10 protein-coding genes are annotated in these 17,622 nt (G+C 69.5%); 5 read left to right on the forward strand and 5 right to left on the reverse strand.

Annotated elements, in window-relative coordinates; genetic code table 11:
* Positions 1 to 22 precede the first annotated feature (22 nt).
* The gene (locus tag QM732_RS19680) at positions 23 to 2,404 is read right to left on the reverse strand and encodes a PAS domain S-box protein (protein ID WP_415657786.1); all 2,382 of its coding nucleotides are present in this window, start codon (positions 2,402 to 2,404) and stop codon (positions 23 to 25) included.
* A gap of 37 nt (positions 2,405 to 2,441) precedes the next feature.
* Here QM732_RS19680 and QM732_RS19685 point away from each other — a divergent pair, with 37 nt between their 5' ends.
* Both QM732_RS19685 and QM732_RS19690 read left to right on the forward strand, forming a co-directional pair.
* Entirely contained in the window at positions 2,442 to 2,984 is a 543-nt protein-coding gene (locus tag QM732_RS19685; protein WP_415657787.1) for an ECF-type sigma factor, read from the forward strand.
* A 13-nt stretch (positions 2,985 to 2,997) separates the two neighbouring features.
* On the forward strand, positions 2,998 to 5,847 hold the full coding sequence (locus QM732_RS19690) for a protein kinase domain-containing protein (RefSeq protein WP_415657788.1): 2,850 nt from the start codon (positions 2,998 to 3,000) through the stop codon (positions 5,845 to 5,847).
* A gap of 187 nt (positions 5,848 to 6,034) precedes the next feature.
* Here the strand turns inward: QM732_RS19690 and QM732_RS19695 are convergent, their stop codons facing one another.
* The 3 genes from QM732_RS19695 to uvrA all read right to left on the reverse strand — a co-directional run bounded on the left by QM732_RS19695 (position 6,035) and on the right by uvrA (position 14,983).
* On the reverse strand, positions 6,035 to 8,683 hold the full coding sequence (locus QM732_RS19695; RefSeq protein ID WP_415659419.1) for a S9 family peptidase: 2,649 nt from the start codon (positions 8,681 to 8,683) through the stop codon (positions 6,035 to 6,037).
* A 162-nt stretch (positions 8,684 to 8,845) separates the two neighbouring features.
* Positions 8,846 to 9,355, reverse strand: coding sequence for a hypothetical protein (locus tag QM732_RS19700; RefSeq protein ID WP_415657789.1), 510 nt, complete (start codon positions 9,353 to 9,355; stop codon positions 8,846 to 8,848).
* Positions 9,356 to 9,361: 6 nt separating this feature from the next.
* A complete protein-coding gene (gene uvrA, locus QM732_RS19705) occupies positions 9,362 to 14,983 on the reverse strand; it encodes an excinuclease ABC subunit UvrA (RefSeq protein WP_415657790.1) in 5,622 nt (1,873 codons plus the stop codon).
* Positions 14,984 to 15,207: 224 nt separating this feature from the next.
* Between uvrA and QM732_RS19710 the strand changes: the two genes are divergently transcribed.
* A complete protein-coding gene (locus QM732_RS19710) occupies positions 15,208 to 15,717 on the forward strand; it encodes a response regulator (protein WP_415657791.1) in 510 nt (169 codons plus the stop codon).
* Between the two features lie 250 nt (positions 15,718 to 15,967).
* Here the strand turns inward: QM732_RS19710 and QM732_RS19715 are convergent, their stop codons facing one another.
* Positions 15,968 to 16,690, reverse strand: a complete 723-nt coding sequence (locus QM732_RS19715) for a response regulator (RefSeq protein WP_415657792.1) — start codon at positions 16,688 to 16,690, stop codon at positions 15,968 to 15,970.
* A 131-nt stretch (positions 16,691 to 16,821) separates the two neighbouring features.
* Here QM732_RS19715 and QM732_RS19720 point away from each other — a divergent pair, with 131 nt between their 5' ends.
* The gene (locus QM732_RS19720) at positions 16,822 to 17,019 is read left to right on the forward strand and encodes a hypothetical protein (RefSeq protein WP_415657793.1); all 198 of its coding nucleotides are present in this window, start codon (positions 16,822 to 16,824) and stop codon (positions 17,017 to 17,019) included.
* Positions 17,020 to 17,165: 146 nt separating this feature from the next.
* Entirely contained in the window at positions 17,166 to 17,597 is a 432-nt protein-coding gene (locus tag QM732_RS19725) for a globin family protein (RefSeq protein WP_415657794.1), read from the forward strand.
* Positions 17,598 to 17,622: the final 25 nt, after the last annotated feature.

The raw sequence follows: 17,622 nt of genomic DNA on the forward strand, positions 1-17,622 counted from the left end.
GGCGCCGGGAGTCTAGTCGGCCCTAGTCCGCCTGTGGGAGGGTGAGCCTCATGACCGTCCCCAATGGGCTGGTACGCAACAGTTCCGCGCTGCCACCATGCATGTCCATCACGCGGCGCACGATGTACAGGCCCAGGCCGTGCCCCGATTCGGTCCCGCTGCCACCACGCGCGCCGCGGTTGAACAGCCGCGGCAGAAGTTCACGTGGAATGCCGGGCCCGGCGTCGGCTACCTCCAGCTGCAGGGCCGGGGGTTCGTCGAAGTCCATCACGTGCAGCGTCACCGGGCTCACGCCGGGGGCGTACTTCAGCGCGTTGGACAGCAGGTTGCGCAGAGCCAGCCGCAGCAGGCTCATGTCCATCAGCGCCGTGCGCGTGGCCGTGTGCCGGCTGACGACGACGCGGTCGCGCTGCTCACGTGGCAGATCGGCGATGGTCACGGCGATCAAGGTGTCGATGTCCGTGTCCTCGCGCGTGATGCGGCCACCGCCGGCGAGCAGGCTGGCGGCGGCCAGCGTGTTGTCCACGCCGGCCAGCACGGTACCCAGCACGGCCTGGGCCCGCGTCAGCCGCTCCTGTGCCTGACGCTCGCCACGACCGGCCAGGCTGGCGGCGGCGCTCTGCAGCGCCGCGCTTGCGTTGTTGAGCGGCTGGCGCACCTCGTGGGCCAGCACATCCAGCATCTCGGAGCGCTCGCGCAGCAGCTGGTCCAGCTCCTGCACGTGGCGTTCTGTGCGGCGGCGCATGCGCTGCTCATGGGCCAGCTCGGCGCGGCGCTGCAGGTCCTCGGTGATGTCGTTCACCAGCGCCAGCGCCCGCAGCGGCTGCCCATCGGGGGTGTACTCCGCCACGGCAGAGACCAGCCCGTCGCGCAAACGCCCGTCGGCGCAGACCAGCTGCACCGGGCAGTCACCGATCTGGCCATCGCGCCACAGCGCCGGGTGATAGACCTCCCGCACCTGACGTGCGGACTCTGGCGTCATGAAATCGTCCACGAGCCGGCCGATGACCTGGGCTCGCTCGTAGCCCAGCCGCTCCAGCCAGCGGTCGGATACGCTGAGCACGCGGCCACCGGCATCGACCGAGTGCATCAACGCCGGCGTCGACTCGTACAGCACGCGCAGACGCTGGCGGTTGCGCTCCAGCTCGACGGCAGCGCGATGGTGTTCGGTGACGTCCTGGAAGGCGCCCACCAGCCGCACCGGCACGCCGTCCTGCCAGTCGACCTGGCCCTGTGCCAGCACCCAGATCTCGCGGCCACGAGCCGTCACCATGGGCAGCTCCAGGCTCCAGGACTCACCATGCTGGATGGCGCGCTGCACGGCGGCCTCGATGACCGGACGGGCCTCGGGCTTGTAGTAGCTGATGCCCTCCTGCAGGGTTGCCCGGTGGCCGGGCTCGAGGTCATGGATGCGGCAGGTCTGGTCGCTCCAGACCAGCTCCTGGGTCTGCAGGTCCAGGCTCCAGCCGCCAACGCCCGCCACGCGACCGGTCCGGTCAAGCAAGGCCTTGCTGTCGCGCAGCTCGCGCTGGGCGCTGATGCGGTCTGTCACGTCCTCGACGATGCCGACGAAGCCGCGCAGAACGCCGTCAGGTGCCAGCAGCGGCTTGGCGCGTGCCCAGACCTGGCGCAGACCACCGCCCAGGCGCAGCCGGTAGCGCATCTCGAAGGGCTGGCGCTGCTCGACGCTGCACCGCCAGTGGTCCAGCACGGCGGCGCGATCCTGCAACGCCAGCGTCGCGGCCCAGCCTTCGCCGAGGCCGGCCTGAGCCGACAGGCCGCACAGGCGCTGCCAGTTCGCATTCGTGTAGATGTAGTGGCCGAAGGCATCGGTGCGAAAGACGCCCAGTGGCGCCGTCTCGGCCAGCACGCCGAAGCACTGCTCGGCGGTCGCCGGATCGCTACTCTGCAGGGCTCGCTCGCGCATCATCAGCGCCTCGGCAGCGGCGTCGGCGAGACGGGTCAGCGCCTCGCGCTGGGCCTCGGTCAGCTCGCGCGGCCGGTAGTCGACGACGCAGAGCGTGCCTGGATGACTGCCGTCATCCAGGCGCACCGGCACGCCAGCGTAGAAGCGCAGCGGTGGGCTGGCCAGCACGTCGGGATGGTCGACGAAACGCGCGTCCTGCCGTGCGTCCCTGACCTCGAACAGCCCGTCAGCCAGCAACGTGTGGGCGCAGAAGGTCAACCCGCGCGGCGTCTCGCTGCGGCCGAAGCCGACCGCTGCCTTGAACCACTGGCGCTTTTCATCCAGCAGGCCCAGCAGCGCGACGGGCGTGTCGCAGATCTGTGCGGCCAGGGCGGCCAGGTGGTCGAACAGCGGCTCGGGCGCGCTGTCCATGACGGCCAGCGCCGCCAGGCGCGCGAGGCGGCGGTCTTCATCGGGCGGCGGGGGCGGGATCACCATGGTCGGAAGCTTATGACATGGCTGGCAAGATGCCGACATGCATGAGGATGATGTCGACGCGCTGATTGCCCGCGTCAATGCCGGCGAGCCCGGCGCCCAGGACGCGCTGTTCGCGACCGCCTACCCGGCGCTGCGCGAGCTGGCCAGCGCCCGGCTGCGCGACGGCGGCGGCCATGCTGGTGGGTTGCACACGACCCAGCTCGTGCACGAGAGCTATCTGCGCCTGGCCCGCAGTACCCGTCTGCGGCCCGAGACCCGGCGCGAGTTCTTCGCCCATGCGGCACGAGTCATGCGCGAGTTCATCGTCGACACGCTGCGCCGTCCGCGTGCCGGCGACGCGCTGACGCTGGACACTGCCGTCGAGCTTGGCCTGCCAGCCGAGGCGGACGAGGTGCTTCGGCTGCACGACGCCCTCGGCGCGTTGCAGGCTGCTGAGCCGCGCCTGGCCCAGGTCGTCGAGATGCGCTACTTCGGTGGCTATACCGAGACCGAGATCGGCGAGGTTCTTGGCCTGACCGAACGCACCGTGCGCCGCGACTGGGACAAGGCGCGGTTGCTGCTGCTCGCGCTGCTGCGCTGACCGAGGTCGACCCATGGCCAGCCTGAGCCCCGCCGACATCGCCGCGCTGAGCGCCCTGCTCGACGAGGCCCTGGCCATGCCGGTCGGTGCGCGCTCCGCGTGGCTGGCCGGCCTGGACAACCCACGCTGGCGCGAGCAGCTGACCCGCATGCTGAGCGACCACGACCGCCTGGACGACGGCGACGGGCTCGCGACGCTGCCGCGGATGGCGGACGCGGCGCCGGCCGTACCCGGCGAGCTCGTCGGCCCCTGGCGCCTCATCGAGGAGATCGGCCGGGGCGGCATGGGCAGCGTCTGGCGCGCCGAGCGGGCAGACGGTGTCTACGAGCGCAAGGTGGCGCTGAAGCTGCCGCGCCGCTCACGCCGCGCCGACGCCTCGCTGGCCGAACGCCTGGCCGCCGAGCTTCGCATCGTCGCGCGCCTGGAGCATCCCCACATCGCCCGCCTCTACGACGCCGGCGTGGACGCCCAGGGACGGCCCTACCTGGCCATGGAGTACGTCGCCGGCCTGACCATAGACCGGCACGTCAAGCGCGGACCGCTGGACGTGCCGGCCACACTGACGCTGCTGGCCCAGGTGGCTCGCGCCGTGGCCCACGCGCACGCCTGCGGCGTCATCCACCGCGACCTCAAGCCCGGCAACGTCCTCGTCGCAGCCGACGGCACGCCGCGGCTGCTGGACTTCGGCGTCGCGACGCTGCGCGCCGGCCCGGCCGCCTCGGCAAGCTCGCCGTCGTCGGCAGGGCTGACGCCGGCCCATGCCGCGCCGGAGCAGCTCGCGGGCGCGCCGCCCAGCGAAGCTTCCGACGTCTACTCGCTGGGCGTGCTGGCCTACGAACTGCTGTGCGGTGAGCTGCCACATGGGCCAGGCGGCGCGACCGGCTCGCGCGCCGACGCCCCGCTGCTGCCGCCCAGCCAGCATTGCGCCGACCCCGCGCGCCGCCGGGCGCTGCGCGACGGGCCGGACGCACTGGTGCTGAGCGCGCTGTCACCCGACCCGGCGAGACGCCCGGCCGGGGCCGCCGCCTTCGCCACTGCGCTGGAAGGCGAGGCCCGGCGCCTGGGGCCGGCCGGGCGCCGCCACCGGCGCGCCGTGACGGCAGCGACCGGCGTGCTGGCGGTGCTCTGCCTGGGCGCCGCCGTCGCCATCGTGCAGACCCAGCGCGCCTCCGCCGCCCAGGAGCGCGAACGGGCCGCGCGCGCCTTCGTCACCGAAGTCTTCAAGCTGCAGCAACCGGCTTCCGCTGCCTCCCAGACCGCCGACGAATTGCTGGCGCGCAGCACCGCCCTCATCGAGCCGCGCTTCGAGCCAGCCGTACGCGCCGAGATGTATGCCGGGCTCAGTCACCTGCTGGCCGACATGGGCGCGCCGCGACTCGCAGCCGACGTAGGCCAGCGCCGCCTCGCCGCGCTGGGCGAGGCCGGCGCCACGCCGGCCGAGCAGGCCCAGGCTTGGCGTCAACTGGCTGCCACCCAGCTGGACGCCCGCGCGCCTGACGCCGCCGAGGCTTCCGCCCTGCAGGCACTGGCCCTGCAGCCCGGCAACACCGAGGCCGAACTGCTGCGGGTGCGCAGCCTCGTCGCCCGCCACCGTTTCGCCGAGGCGGAGCCGCTGCTCGGCGCCATCGAAGCCGGCTTGCCGCCAGGCCGATCCGGGCTGGAGACAGCCTGGGCGCAGTCGCTGCGCGGCCGCCTGCTGCTGGCCCAGAACCGCCGCGACGAGGCCTTGCCGCTGCTGCAGCGCGCGGCGGCGACGGCGCTGACGGCGGCCGGGCCGAATGCACTGGACGTCGTCGCGCTGCGGCTGGCGGCGGCGGACGCATTGCTGGGCGCTGGGCAGTCGCGCGAGTTGCAGGCCCAGCTTGGCGCCGCCCTGGCGACACTGGAGCGCCTGGGCGGTGCCCATGCGGTGCGTGCGGCCCTCGTCGCCGCACGCATGGCTACGGCGCGCTACACCGGTTACTTCCAGATCGATGCAGACGCGGCGCTGGCGACCATACGCGCCAGCCGCGAGCGCCTAGCGGCCCGTGGCGAAGCGCTGCCGGACGAGGTGACGGCGCCACTGGACCTGGCCGAGGCCAGCGTGCTCGCCCGCCGCGGCGACATCGGAGCCGCGCTGCCGCTGATCGAGCGCAGCCGCGTCGCGCTGGAAGTCGATGCGCGCACGCCGCCAGAGCGCCTGCGCCTGGGCCATACGCTGGGCGAGATCTACGAGGCGCTTGGACGCCACACCGACGCCGACCGCTACTACCGCATTGCGCTGCAAGCCCGCATCGATGGCGGCTATGCGCGCCATCCGCTGACAGCCTTCCAGTACTCGGCAGCCGCCACCAACCTGTCGGCAGGCGGCAGGGCCGCCGAGGCCCTGGACCTGCTCGCCCAGGCGCCGGACTTCCCGGCCGTGCGCGGCGAGGGCACGGCCAACCCGCTGCGCTACGCCCAGATGGTGCAGGTCGCACACGCCCGCGTGCTGCTCGACGCGGGCCGCGCTGCCGACGCCCTGGCGGCGCTGCCGGCAACCCTGCCGATTCCGGCAGCCGACGATCGCGTCAGCCTCTATGACAGCCAGCTCGCACTGGCGCTGCGCGGCGAGGCGCGCTGCGCGCTGCGCCAGCATGGCGCAGGTCTGGCCGACCTGCAGGCCAGCCTGGCGCTGGCCGCGCGTACGCGCGACGATCCGCTGGACACAGACCTCGCCCGCCTGCATGCCCTCACGGGCGTCTGCGCGCTGGCGCGCGGCGACACTGAACTGGCCCGCCGCGAGGCCGGCCTGGCCCGCCGCAGCTTCGCTGCCCGGCCCTGGGCGGCCGACTACCGCCAGGCGCCGCTGCGGCGGCTTGATGCCGCGCTGGCAACCCGCTGACGAGGGCCCCGGGACCTACGGGCCAGGTGCCGAGACACCCCAAGCCGCCCAGGCTGAGGCCGCTTGCGGCTCAAACCCACCGCTGCTCTGATGCGCCTGTCGCAAGGCTGTGGCGTGAGCCACGGCGCGCCCTGCCAGACCGATCAGACACACTCGCGTTCAGCGCAGCGCATGTGGGTGAGGAGCTTCAGTCGCCAGCACGGCCCAGATTGCGCAGCCAGAAGGCCTCGTACTTGCGGTGCCAGCCGGCCGGCTTGACGACGCCACCCATGGCGTGAACGCCGTCCGGGTCCAGGAACAGCTCGACAAGGGACTCCTTGCCCGAATCGACCAGCTCGCGGTAGACATTGACGGTGTCCTGGTAGAGCACGTTGGGGTCTTGCATGCCGTGCACCAGCAGCAGGGGCTTCCTCAAACCCTTGGCCAGTGGCAGCAGCGAGTACTTGCGCAGCACGGGCTTGGTGCGATCGGTGGCCTTGCCAATGGTGCGGCCGCTGTACCAGCTGTTGTAGTTCTCCCATTCGGTCGGGCCGGCGCCGGCAATGCCGGCGGCAAACACGTCGGGACGCGTGTACATCGTGTACTGGGTCTGGAAGCCGCCGAAGCTCCAGCCGTTCAGGCCGATGCGGCGGGCGTCCACGCCGAAGCGGGCAGGCATCAGCTTGGCGAGGTCTTCCAGGTCTTCGGCCTGGGGTTCGCCGGCTCGCTCCCAGTTCGCATCGGAGAACTTGCGGCCGTAGTTGCTGTGGCCGCGCGGGTCCACGGCGACGGTCACGTAGCCGTACTTCGCGGCCATGTACTGGCCGAACAGGTAGGCGGTGTTCTGGAAGCTGTCGACCTCGACGATGTGACGGTCGTTCAACGGGCCGCCATAGACGTAGACGATGGCAGGACGCTTGTCGCTGGCCTGCCAGCCAGTCGGCTTGAAGACATAGCCTTCGATGCGGTCGCCATGACGGTTGGCGTAGTTGAAGCGCTCGGGCTGCAGCAGCTTCAGTTCGGCCCAGGCCTTGTCACTGCTGTCGGTCAGCGTACGCGACGTCTCCTTGCCGTCGGCGGCGAGCAGCTTGAGCTCGGGCCGCTGGGCCCAGTTGCCAGCGTTGGCGGCGACCCAACGGCCGTCTTCGGAGGCCACTGCGGCGCGGTGGAATTCGCCAGCCGCACCCAGGGCCTGGATGGTGCCGCTGGCGATGTCCACGCGCAGCAGATTCATCGCCGCGGAGTCGCCCTGGTTGGCCAGCACGAACAAGGCCTTGCTGTCGGGCGTGAAGCCGGCGATCTGGTGAGCCTCGAAATCGCCCTTGACCAGCTGACGTAGCGCCTTGCTGGTCACGTCGATAGCCCAAGGCTGGCGCCAGCCGGACTCGTCGAGGATGAGCACCAGCGTCTTGCCATCCGGCGTGAAGCGCGGCTTGATGACGTTGACCACCTCGTGGCCGACGTCGCCGCGGCGCTCGAGCACCATCCCGGGCTTGGCGCCTTCATCAGCCGCACCGATGTAGACGCGCAGCAGTTCCTTGTCGCGCTCCCAGGTCGTGAAGGCGTAGTGGCTGCCGTCGCGCGCCCAGGCCACGTCGCTCATCTCGAACCAGACATCGCCGCCCGCGTTCGTGAACACCGGCGCGGGCTGCTTGCGCGGCGCATCGGAGGCGCCCGATGGCACCTGGCGGACGTAGAGGGCCAGTGGCGGCTGGGTGCGCTTGTCGTCGGACACCTCGCGGTTGACCTTCTTGGCCGTGGCCCAGCGCTCGCTGTAGTTCATGATCTCGACCTGGCGTCCGGATGGCGCAGGCTTGTCGTCAGCCGTCTTCAGCGGGGCCCTGGCCAGCAGCGACATCCAGCGCCCGTCCTCGCTGATGGCGGTCTCGGAGATGCGGTACTTCTTCTGCTCGTCGTCCGGGTGGATCAGCTCGCGATTGACGACCTGCACGCCGGGCTGCTTGAAGCCCATGCGCAGCACGCGGGTCTCGTCGGTGTACAGCACGCCGCCATCGTCGGCTGTGTAGCCCATCAGGCGCAGCTCGCGCTGAGTGGCGACGAGCGGCGTCGGGGCTTTGTCGCCCGCCTTCCAGCGGTAGAGCCCGCCGCGGTACTGGAACACAAGCTCATCGGCCTTGCGCGCCCATGCGAACTGGGCCGGGCCTGGGTAGAGATCGGCGGGCTTGAGCTTGTCCCGGGCGAGCTTCTTCTTCAGCTCGTCGCGCAGCTCCCAGAGCTCCTTGTCCTTGTCGTCCTTCTTCTCCGGCGCGGAAGCGGCAGCGGCAGGAGCCGGCGCAGGCTTGCCGGCACGCTTGGCGGCCAGCACGGCCGCCGCATGCTTCTCGGCATCGGCCTCGGCCTTGTCGGCTGCCTTCTGCGCCTCATCCTTGGCCTTCTTCTCGGCCAGCTCCTTCTTCAAGGTCTCGATGGCCGCGGTTTCCCACTGCGACAGGTCCACCTTCTCGCCACGCAGATAGGCCTGCTGCGCCACCTCGCGGGCCTGGCGCTCGGCATATTCTGTCTGGCGCTGCTTGAGCTTCCTGTCGAAGCGCTCCATGTCCTCGGGCGCCTCGAAGGCTGCCATCACCTGCGGCGAGGTGACTCGCTGGGTCTTGCCGGTCCTGGTGTCGTGCACCCAGAGGTCGGTTCCGGGCTCGCCGAAGGGGCTCCACAGATAGGCCAGGTAGCGACCGCTACGGCTGAAGGCTGCTTCCTTGGCCGCCTCGCTGCGATAGGGCTCGGCGCGGAAGATCTGCTCGAGGGTGGGGACGGTGGCGGCAGGCGTCTGCGCCTGCAGCGGCGGGGTGGCCGACAAGGCCAGGGCAAGGGCCAAGCTGCCGACGGCAGCGAAGGTCACGGGCTTCAAGGGGGGTCTCCTGAATTCGCCCCCTAGGGTTAGGGGCGGCGAATTCTAGGGAAACACCACACTCCCTCCATTCGTCACGGCTGCGCGCGGTCGGAACGGCAGCAGCCAGACCTCATGGCGCGACTTGCCGCCGGGCGAAGCAACGCGAGGTCGTCAACCGGGCACGACGACGGGTTGCTGTGCCGAGGGCCGCGTGGTCCTGCGCCACAGCACCACCGCCAGATGCCCGGCCAGGCCGACACCAAGCAGCAACAGGGCACCCAGCCCCCAAACCGCCCAAGCCAGGACACCAACGCCACTGGCCAGCATCGGCAATGCACCAACGAGCGACTGGATCTGCGGCGCCAGCGTTTCCAGAGCCGCCAGCAGCCATCCCGCCAAGGGCTGGGGCAGCCAGGTCGTCAATGATTCAGGCAGGCTCCAGTCGCCAGCACCCATGGTGCCTGCGTGCGACAGCATAGCCACCAGCAGCGCATGCGCGGCCATCGCGAGGCCAGACCAAATAGCCAGCAGGAACAGCACCACGGCCCAGCCAACGACAAACACCACGCGCAACCTCCAGCCATCCAACAGGCCCTCAGTGTCTTGGAGCGCCGCATCGCGAACCACACCGCCGAGCCGCAGCCGGCCTTCGGAAAAACCGAAGTCACCGCCAGCCGGCATCAGGGATCAAGCTCGCCGCGCAAGCACAGGCCGCAGCGCCTCGCCGGTGTGACTGCCGTTCGCCACTACCTGCTCGGGCGTGCCCTGCACGACGACTCGGCCGCCGGCATCGCCGCCTTCCGGCCCCAGGTCCAGCACCCAGTCCGCCTCGGCGATGACGTCCAGGTCATGCTCGATGACGACCACCGAATGCCCGCCCGCCACCAACCGGTGCAGCACACGGATGAGCTTCTCCACGTCGGCCATATGCAGACCCACGGTAGGCTCGTCCAGCACGTACAGCGTGTGCGGTGCCTTCTGGCCGCGGCGGGTCACGTCGTCGCGCACCTTGACGAGCTCGGACACCAGTTTGATGCGCTGCGCCTCGCCGCCCGACAGCGTGGGCGACGGCTGGCCCAGCGTGAGATAGCCCAGGCCCACGTCCTTCAGCAATTGCAGAGGATGCGCGATGGAAGGCATGGCGGCGAAGAACTCCACCGCCTCGTCCACCTCCATGGCCAGCACATCACCGATGCTCTTGCCGCGCCAGCTGACGCCCAGCGTCTCGGGGTTGAAGCGCTGGCCGTGGCACTGGTCGCAGGGCACCTTCACGTCGGGCAGGAAGCTCATCTCGATGGTCTTCATGCCTTGGCCCTCGCAGCCTGGGCAGCGCCCTTCGCCGGTATTGAAGCTGAAGCGCCCTGGCGCATAGCCGCGCGCCTTGGACTCCAGCGTCTCGGCGAACAGCTTGCGGATGGCATCCCAGAAACCGATATAGGTGGCCGGACAGGAGCGCGGGGTCTTGCCGATGGGGGTCTGGTCGACCTCCAGAACCCGGTCCACCTGCGCGTGCCCGGCTATGCCGTCGCAGCCCATCCACTTCGCCGGTGCCTTGCGCAGCGGCACTGCAACGGCCATGTTGGCCAACAGCACGTCTCGCGCCAGCGTGGACTTCCCGGAGCCGGATACGCCCGTCACGGCCACCAGGCGGTGCAGCGGCACATCCACCGTCACGCCCTGCAGGTTGTGAAGCGCCGCATTCAGCACGACGAGCTTGGGCGCGTCGGGAGCGACCGCGCGGCGTTCCTGCAAGGGATGGATGAGCGGCTTGGCCAGCATGCGACCGGTCGTCGATTCCGGCTGCAGGGCGAGCTCTGCAGCCGTGCCCTGGGCCACGACGCGGCCGCCGCGTTTGCCGGCACCGGGGCCGATGTCGATGATGTGGTCGGCACGACGGATGGTGTCCTCGTCGTGCTCGACGACCACCAGCGTGTTGCCCTTGTCGCCCAGTGTCGACAAGGCCTTCAGCAGGATCTGGTTGTCGCGCGGATGCAGGCCGATCGTGGGCTCATCCAGCACATAGCAGACACCCTGCAGATTGCTGCCGAGCTGCGCCGCCAGGCGGATTCGTTGAGCCTCGCCGCCTGACAGCGTGGGCGCGGCGCGGTCCAGCGTCAGATAGCCCAGGCCCACCTCCTCGAGGAACTCCAGGCGCCCCAGGATCTCGCTGACGACGTCGCGGGCGATATCGGCATCACGCCCCTCCAGGCGCAGGCCCTGCACCCATTGGCGGGCCTGGCCCACGCTCCAGGCCGCGACGTCGCCAATGCCCTGGTCCTCGAACTCGACGGAACGCGCCGTCGGGTTCAGCCGCGTGCCATGGCAGTCCGGGCAGACGGCGTCGGTCAAGCCCTCGACCTCGGCCTCTTCCGACGGGAAGCTCTGCTCGCGGCCACGGTTGTCGTCGGCCTGCACGCTGTCGTCCAGCGCCTTGCGCTGCTCGCGCGTCAGGCTCAGGCCCGTGCCCACGCAGCTGGTGCACCAGCCATGCTTGGAGTTGTAGGAGAACAGCCGGGGGTCCAGCTCGGGGTAGCTGGTGCCGCAGACCGGGCAGGCGCGCTTGGTGGAGAACACCTTCACCGTGCCGACGCCGGCGCCGGTCGCGCCGTCTTCCAGGTTCAGGCCATCCAGGGGACCGAGCAGATGCAGCACGCCCTTGCCGGCGTCCAACGCCTTGGCCAGCAGCTCGCGCAGCTCCGCCTCCCCGTCCGGCGACACGACCAGGTCGCCGACCGGCAGCTCGATGGTGTGCTCCTTGAAGCGGTCGATGCGCGGCCATGGGCTGGTAGGCAGGAACTCGCCGTCCACGCGCAGATGCGTATGGCCACGGCCCTTGGCCCATTTGGCGAGGTCCGTGTAGACGCCCTTGCGGTTGACCACCAGCGGCGCGAGCAGGCCCACATGCTGGCCGCGGTAGTCGCGCATCAGCTGGGCCGCGATGCTCTCTACACTCTGCGGTCGCACCGGCGCGCCATCGTTGACGCAATGCTGCACGCCCAGCTTCACATAGAGCAGGCGCAGGAAGTGCCAGACCTCGGTAGTCGTCGCCACCGTGCTCTTGCGGCCGCCGCGACTCAGGCGCTGCTCGATCGCCACCGTGGGAGGAATGCCCCAGACAGCATCCACCTCGGGCCGCCCCGCTGGCTGCACGATGGACCGCGCGTAGGCATTCAGCGACTCGAGGTAACGACGCTGCCCCTCATTGAACAGGATGTCGAAGGCCAGCGTGGACTTGCCCGAGCCCGACACGCCGGTCACGACGTTGAACTTGCCACGCGGGATGTCGACGCTGAGCCCCTTGAGGTTGTGCTCGCGGGCATTGACGATCTTGATGGCCTCGTCGGCAGCACGTCGGGCGCGCACGACCGACTGAAGCGGCCGGCCCTCTTCCACGACGACGGCCGGGCGATCCATATGCAGTGCGTAGTCGCGCAGCGCCGCCGCCGTGTGCGAGGTGGGGTGCTGGGTCACCGCCTCGGGTGTCCCCACGCAGACCAGCTCGCCGCCGCCCTCGCCGCCTTCGGGGCCGAGGTCGATGAGCCAATCGGCCGCCCGGATGACGTCGAGGTTGTGCTCGATGAGGATCAGCGAATGCCCGGCGGCAAGCAGCTTGCGCAACGCGCGCATCAGCTTGGCGATGTCGTCAAAGTGCAATCCCGTGGTCGGCTCGTCGAACAGGAACAGCGTGCCTTTCTTGGCGACGCCGAAGCGCGGGTTCGATGCGGCCTCGGCCAGGAATCCTGCCAGCTTCAGGCGCTGGGCCTCCCCGCCTGACAGCGTGGGCACCGGCTGGCCCAGGCGCACGTACTCCAGACCCACGTCGACGATGGGCTGCAGCTTGGTCACCACGGCGCGGTGCTCGCCGAACAAGGTCACCGCCTCGGCGACAGTCAGCTCAAGCACGTCGGACACGCTCAGGTCACGCCCCTTCAGCGTCAGCTTGACGTCCAGCATCTCGGCGCGAAAGCGCCTGCCGTCGCAGTCCGGGCAGCGAAGGTAGACATCGCTGAGGAACTGCATCTCCACATGCTCGAAGCCCGAGCCGCCGCAAGTTGGACAGCGGCCGTCGCCGGCATTGAAGCTGAACATGCCGGCGCTGTAGCTGCGCTCCACAGCCAGCGGTGCGTCGGCGAACAGCTTGCGGATCTCGTCGAACGCGCCGACATAGCTTGCGGGATTCGAGCGCGCCGTCTTGCCGATGGGCGACTGGTCGACGAAGACGGCGTCGGCGAGATGGTCTGCACCCAGCAGACGCTCATGCGCGCCGGGCGCCTCGGTGGCCTTGCCGAACTGGCGCGCCAGCGCCGGATACAGCACGTCCTGCATCAGGGTGCTCTTGCCCGAGCCGGAGACGCCGGTCACGACGACCAGGCGCTGCAGCGGGAACTCGACGTGGACATCCTTCAGATTGTGCTCACGCACCCCTTCAAGGATGAGCCTGGGCGTGCTCTCCTCGACGAGGCGCTTCAGCCCCATGCCTACGTGCTTGCGCGCGCCCAGGTAGGCACCGGTCAACGTGTCCGCCGCGCGGATCTGCTCGGGCGTACCGTCGAAGACGATCTGGCCGCCGCGCTCGCCGGGGCCTGGACCCATGTCGATCAAGCGGTCCGCGGCCAGCATGACGGCCGGGTCATGCTCGACGACCACCAGCGTGTTGCCGGCATCACGCAGGCGCAGCATGGCCTGGTTGATGCGGCCCATGTCGCGCGGGTGCAGGCCGATGCTGGGCTCATCCAAGACAAACAGCGTGTTGACCAGCGAGGTACCCAGCGCCGTCGTCAGGTTGATGCGCTGCACCTCGCCGCCGGACAACGTGCGACTCTGGCGATCCAGGGTCAGGTAGCCCAGGCCCACGTCGCAGAGGTAGCGGCTGCGGTGGCGGATCTCGTCCAGCAGCAGCTTCAGCGCCTCGTCCAGCATGGTGCTGGGCAGTTGCAGGCCATCGACGAAGTCGCGCAGGCGCTGGATGGGTAGCTGCATAAGGTCATGAAGGGACAGGCCCGGCAGCGCTTCGAGCTGATCGCGCGACCAGTCCACCCCTGCAGGCAGGAAGCGCTGCCCGGCTGGCAGCGCTGCGTCCGACAAGGCCTTGGAGCCGACACGCCACAGCAGCGCCTCGGTCTTGAGCCGCGCACCGCGGCAGGCCGGACATTCGGTGTAGCTGCGGTACTTGGACAGAAGCACGCGGATGTGCATCTTGTAGGCCTTGCTCTCCAGGTAGTCGAAGAAGCGCTTAACCCCGTACCACTGCTTGTTCCAGTTGCCGTTCCAGTTGGGCGTACCGTTGATGACCCATTCGCGGTGGGCCGGGCTCAACTCCTTCCACGCCGTGTCGCGCGGGATGCCGGCCTCGCCGGCGTACTTCAGCAGGTCGTCCTGGCAGTCCTTCCAGGCCGGTGTCTGCATGGGCTTGATGGCGCCGTTGCGCAGCGTCTTGCGCTCGTCCGGAATGACCAGACCCAGGTCCACGCCGATGACGCGGCCGAAGCCGCGGCAGCTGTCGCACGCGCCGAAGGCCGAGTTGAAGGAAAACAATGCCGGTTGCGGATCGGCATAGCGAAGGTCGCTTTCAGGGCAATGAAGGCCGGTGGAGAACCGCCAGAGCGTGCCGCCGTCGTCCCCCACGTGAACATTCACACGGCCGCCGCCACGCTTCAGGCAGAGCTCGATGGCCTCCATCACACGCTGCTTGTCGGCACCCAAGATACGGAAGCGGTCGGCCACCACGTCCAACACTTTTTTACCTTCCACTTCGCGCTCGCCCTGCACGCGCGTGAAGCCGCTGGCGGACAGCCACTGCTGCACCTGCTCGGCCGTTGTGTTGGCCGGCAGCTCGACCGGGAAGCTCAGCACCATCCTGGGGTCCGCGGCGGCCGCGCGCCCCATCAGCTCCGCATAAGTGCTTTGCGCCGTGTCATGCCTGACCGGAAGCGCCGTCTTGCGATCGAACAACTCCGCTGCCCGCGCATAAAGCAGCTTCAAATGATCGTTCAGCTCCGTCATCGTGCCCACCGTGGAGCGGCTGGTGCGCACTGGATTGGTCTGATCGATGGCGATGGCGGGCGGCACGCCGTCCACCTTGTCGACGGCGGGGCGGTCCATGCGGTCCAGAAACTGGCGCGCGTAGGCCGAGAAGGTCTCGACATAGCGGCGCTGGCCCTCGGCGTACAGGGTGTCGAACACCAGGCTGGACTTGCCGGAACCGCTGGGGCCGGTCACGACGGTCAGCTCCGCGGTACGCAGATCCAGGTCGAGATTCTTGAGGTTGTGCTGCCGAGCGCCTCGGATGCGGATCAGACCGTCAGACATTGCTGGGTAAGGGGCCAAAACGACGAAGGCGAGCAGTGTAGGGATGCAGGTTGACGAAAACTGTCAGCACACGCGACCGATGACGGCCGTCGCTCGGGCCGCAAGAGCGGCCATGCCTCGGCGGATTTGTGGGGACATGCGGTTGCGCGAGGCGGCGGCTGCGGCAACAATGGCCCACGGTCCGCCTGGGACCTACAAAAGAACAAACCGATCGAGGACACGGGATGGACAAGTCGTGGTTGCCACAGCCAGCACCGGTGCTGGTGCCGTTCTGGCTGAACGCCGCCGCCCATGGGGCAGGCGTTGACACGCCTGAACCGGACGAGAGCGGGGTCTCCCGGGGTCAACGCCAAGCCCAGGTCCTGCTCGTCGAGGACAACCACATCAATCAGGTCGTCGCGCTGGAGTTCCTTGCGTTGATGGGCGTACAGGCCCGCCTGGCAAGGAACGGCATCGAAGCCCTTGCGGCCTGTGCCGAGACCGCGCCCGATCTGGTGTTGATGGACATTCAGATGCCCGGCATGGACGGCCTGGAATGCGCCCGCCGCATCCGCATCCAGCAGCGCGAGGGCCGGCTGCCGGCCTTCCCCATCCTTGCGCTGACCGCGCATGCGCTGGACGCCGATGTGGCCGCCAGCCTGGAAGCCGGCATGGATGAGCACCTGACCAAGCCGCTGGACTTCGTTGCACTGCGCACGCGGCTGCAGCGCTGGCTGAAGCTGCCGGAGCATTGAAGCCCCTCGTCTGGCCTCGCGCCGGCTGAACGCCGACACAACCGGCTGGTCTTGCAGACCGCGCGGCGGCAATGCCGCAGCTACTTGGTGAGCGCAACACGCCGGTCGTGCGTTTCAAGCCCGGCTCCGCGCCCCAAGGAGCGGGCGAGGCCAGCAGCCTCCCGTCCCGAGCACATCGCCTGACGACCATGCCTGGGAGCGGCCCGGCGCTCTGCCCACGCGCAGTGCACTGCTGGCGCGAAGATGCCAGTCAGGTGGCCGGCACGTAGACGTAGCCGACGTTGCGCACCGTCTTGATGACCTCGGGCTTGTCGGGATTGCGCTCCACCTTGCGGCGCAGGCGCATGACGCGCAGATCGATGCTGCGGTCGAACACGTCCCAGCCCCGGTTGTGAGCCTGCTCCATGATCTGGTCGCGGTTCAACGGGCGGTTGGGGTGGCGGGCGAACAGGGCCAGCAGGTCGAACTCGGCAGCCGTGATGTCAATCTCCGCGCCATCCGCGCCGAAGAGCTGGCGGCGGGCCATGTCAAGTGCGCACAGGCCGAAAGCGACGCGCTCCGGATCGCCCGGCACTGTCGGTGCAGCCGTGACTTGCAGACGGCGCAGCACGGCACGCACACGGGCCAACAGCTCGCGCAGCTCGAAGGGCTTGGCGACATAGTCGTCCGCCCCGACTTCCAGGCCGACGATGCGGTCAATGGCCTCGCCCGCCGTCGTCAGCATCAGCACCGCCAGGCGCGGATGGCTCTCGCGCAGCGCTCGAGCCAGCGACAGCCCGTTCTCGCCCGGCATGTTGATGTCCAGCACCGCCACGTCAGGAACGCGTTCTGCCACCTGCGCGCGCGCCACGGCCGCGTTCTCGGCCAGCATGACCGTGAAACCGTTGCGGACGAAATACTCGGCCAGCAGCGCGCGCAACTCGGGCTCGTCGTCGACGATCAGCACGGTGGGCGGGGCGGTGTTGTCCTGCATGGCGACGAATGATAGGCAGGACACACGCTGACCGGCGTGGCGCTGAAACAAACGCAACACAGCGGCCGCCCGGTGAAGTGGCACTGAAACCGCAGCGGCCGACAGTGGCGGCATTCCCACCGGAGACCGCCATGAACTTTCACCACCTCATCTCTCACACCGACTGGCCGGATGCCCAGGCCATCACCTACCGCAGCGAGGCTTTCGCCGAAGACCTCGAGGACCAGCCTGCCCAATCCGCCCCCGGCTGGCACCCGCTGGAGCGCCTCATCGCGGCCCTGCCGCTGCTGTGCGTGTTCGCCCCCGTGGCCGACGCATACCTGCGCTGACCGCTCGTCCAGCGGGCACGTTACCCCCCAAGGGGACGGCACTGCTTGCTGGAGCGACCGCAAGCGCTTCACCCGGGGCGAGCCGGCGGGGAAGCAGCCCTGCTCGCAATGCCCGTCAACACCATCAACATCCGAAGAGCTACGCCATGACACCGCTACAGATCCACCTCATCCGCAACAGCTTCGAGCCGCTTGAACCCCTGGCCGCCACGGTGGCTGAGGCCTTCTACGCCCAGCTGTTCGCCCGCGATCCGGACCTGCGCGCGCTGTTCCGTGGCCGCGACATGCGCGAGCAGGGCGCGCGCCTGATGCAGATGCTGGGCGCCGCCATCGCGCTGCTGGACCGCCCGAACTCGCTCGACCCCGTGCTGCTCAAGCTCGGCCAGCGCCACGCCGGCTACGGCGTCGCCGAGGCCCACTACGCCAGTGTCGGCGCGGCCCTGCTGGACACCCTGGCCGCCGGCCTGGGCGACGGTTTCACGGCCGAGGTGCGCGAGGCCTGGACGACGATGTACGGCCATGTCGCCCGCACGATGCAACAAGGCGCCATGGCTGGCGAACAGTCCCTCGCAGCCTGAGCATCACTATCATCGGCCGCGCCTT

Source organism: Roseateles sp. (assembly GCF_047654805.1).
In the GTDB taxonomy this organism is placed as follows: Bacteria; Pseudomonadota; Gammaproteobacteria; order Burkholderiales; family Burkholderiaceae_C; genus Pelomonas.

Bases quoted from the DNA above. Each gene is read 5' to 3' on its own strand.
- QM732_RS19680 (WP_415657786.1), bottom strand. From the start codon at position 2,404: ATGGTGATCCCGCCCCCGCCGCCCGATGAAGACCGCCGCCTCGCGCGC.
- QM732_RS19685 (WP_415657787.1), top strand. From the start codon at position 2,442: ATGCATGAGGATGATGTCGACGCGCTGATTGCCCGCGTCAATGCCGGC.
- QM732_RS19690 (WP_415657788.1), top strand. From the start codon at position 2,998: ATGGCCAGCCTGAGCCCCGCCGACATCGCCGCGCTGAGCGCCCTGCTC.
- QM732_RS19700 (WP_415657789.1), bottom strand. From the start codon at position 9,355: ATGCCGGCTGGCGGTGACTTCGGTTTTTCCGAAGGCCGGCTGCGGCTC.
- uvrA (WP_415657790.1), bottom strand. From the start codon at position 14,983: ATGTCTGACGGTCTGATCCGCATCCGAGGCGCTCGGCAGCACAACCTC.
- QM732_RS19710 (WP_415657791.1), top strand. From the start codon at position 15,208: ATGGACAAGTCGTGGTTGCCACAGCCAGCACCGGTGCTGGTGCCGTTC.
- QM732_RS19715 (WP_415657792.1), bottom strand. From the start codon at position 16,690: ATGCAGGACAACACCGCCCCGCCCACCGTGCTGATCGTCGACGACGAG.
- QM732_RS19720 (WP_415657793.1), top strand. From the start codon at position 16,822: ATGAACTTTCACCACCTCATCTCTCACACCGACTGGCCGGATGCCCAG.
- QM732_RS19725 (WP_415657794.1), top strand. From the start codon at position 17,166: ATGACACCGCTACAGATCCACCTCATCCGCAACAGCTTCGAGCCGCTT.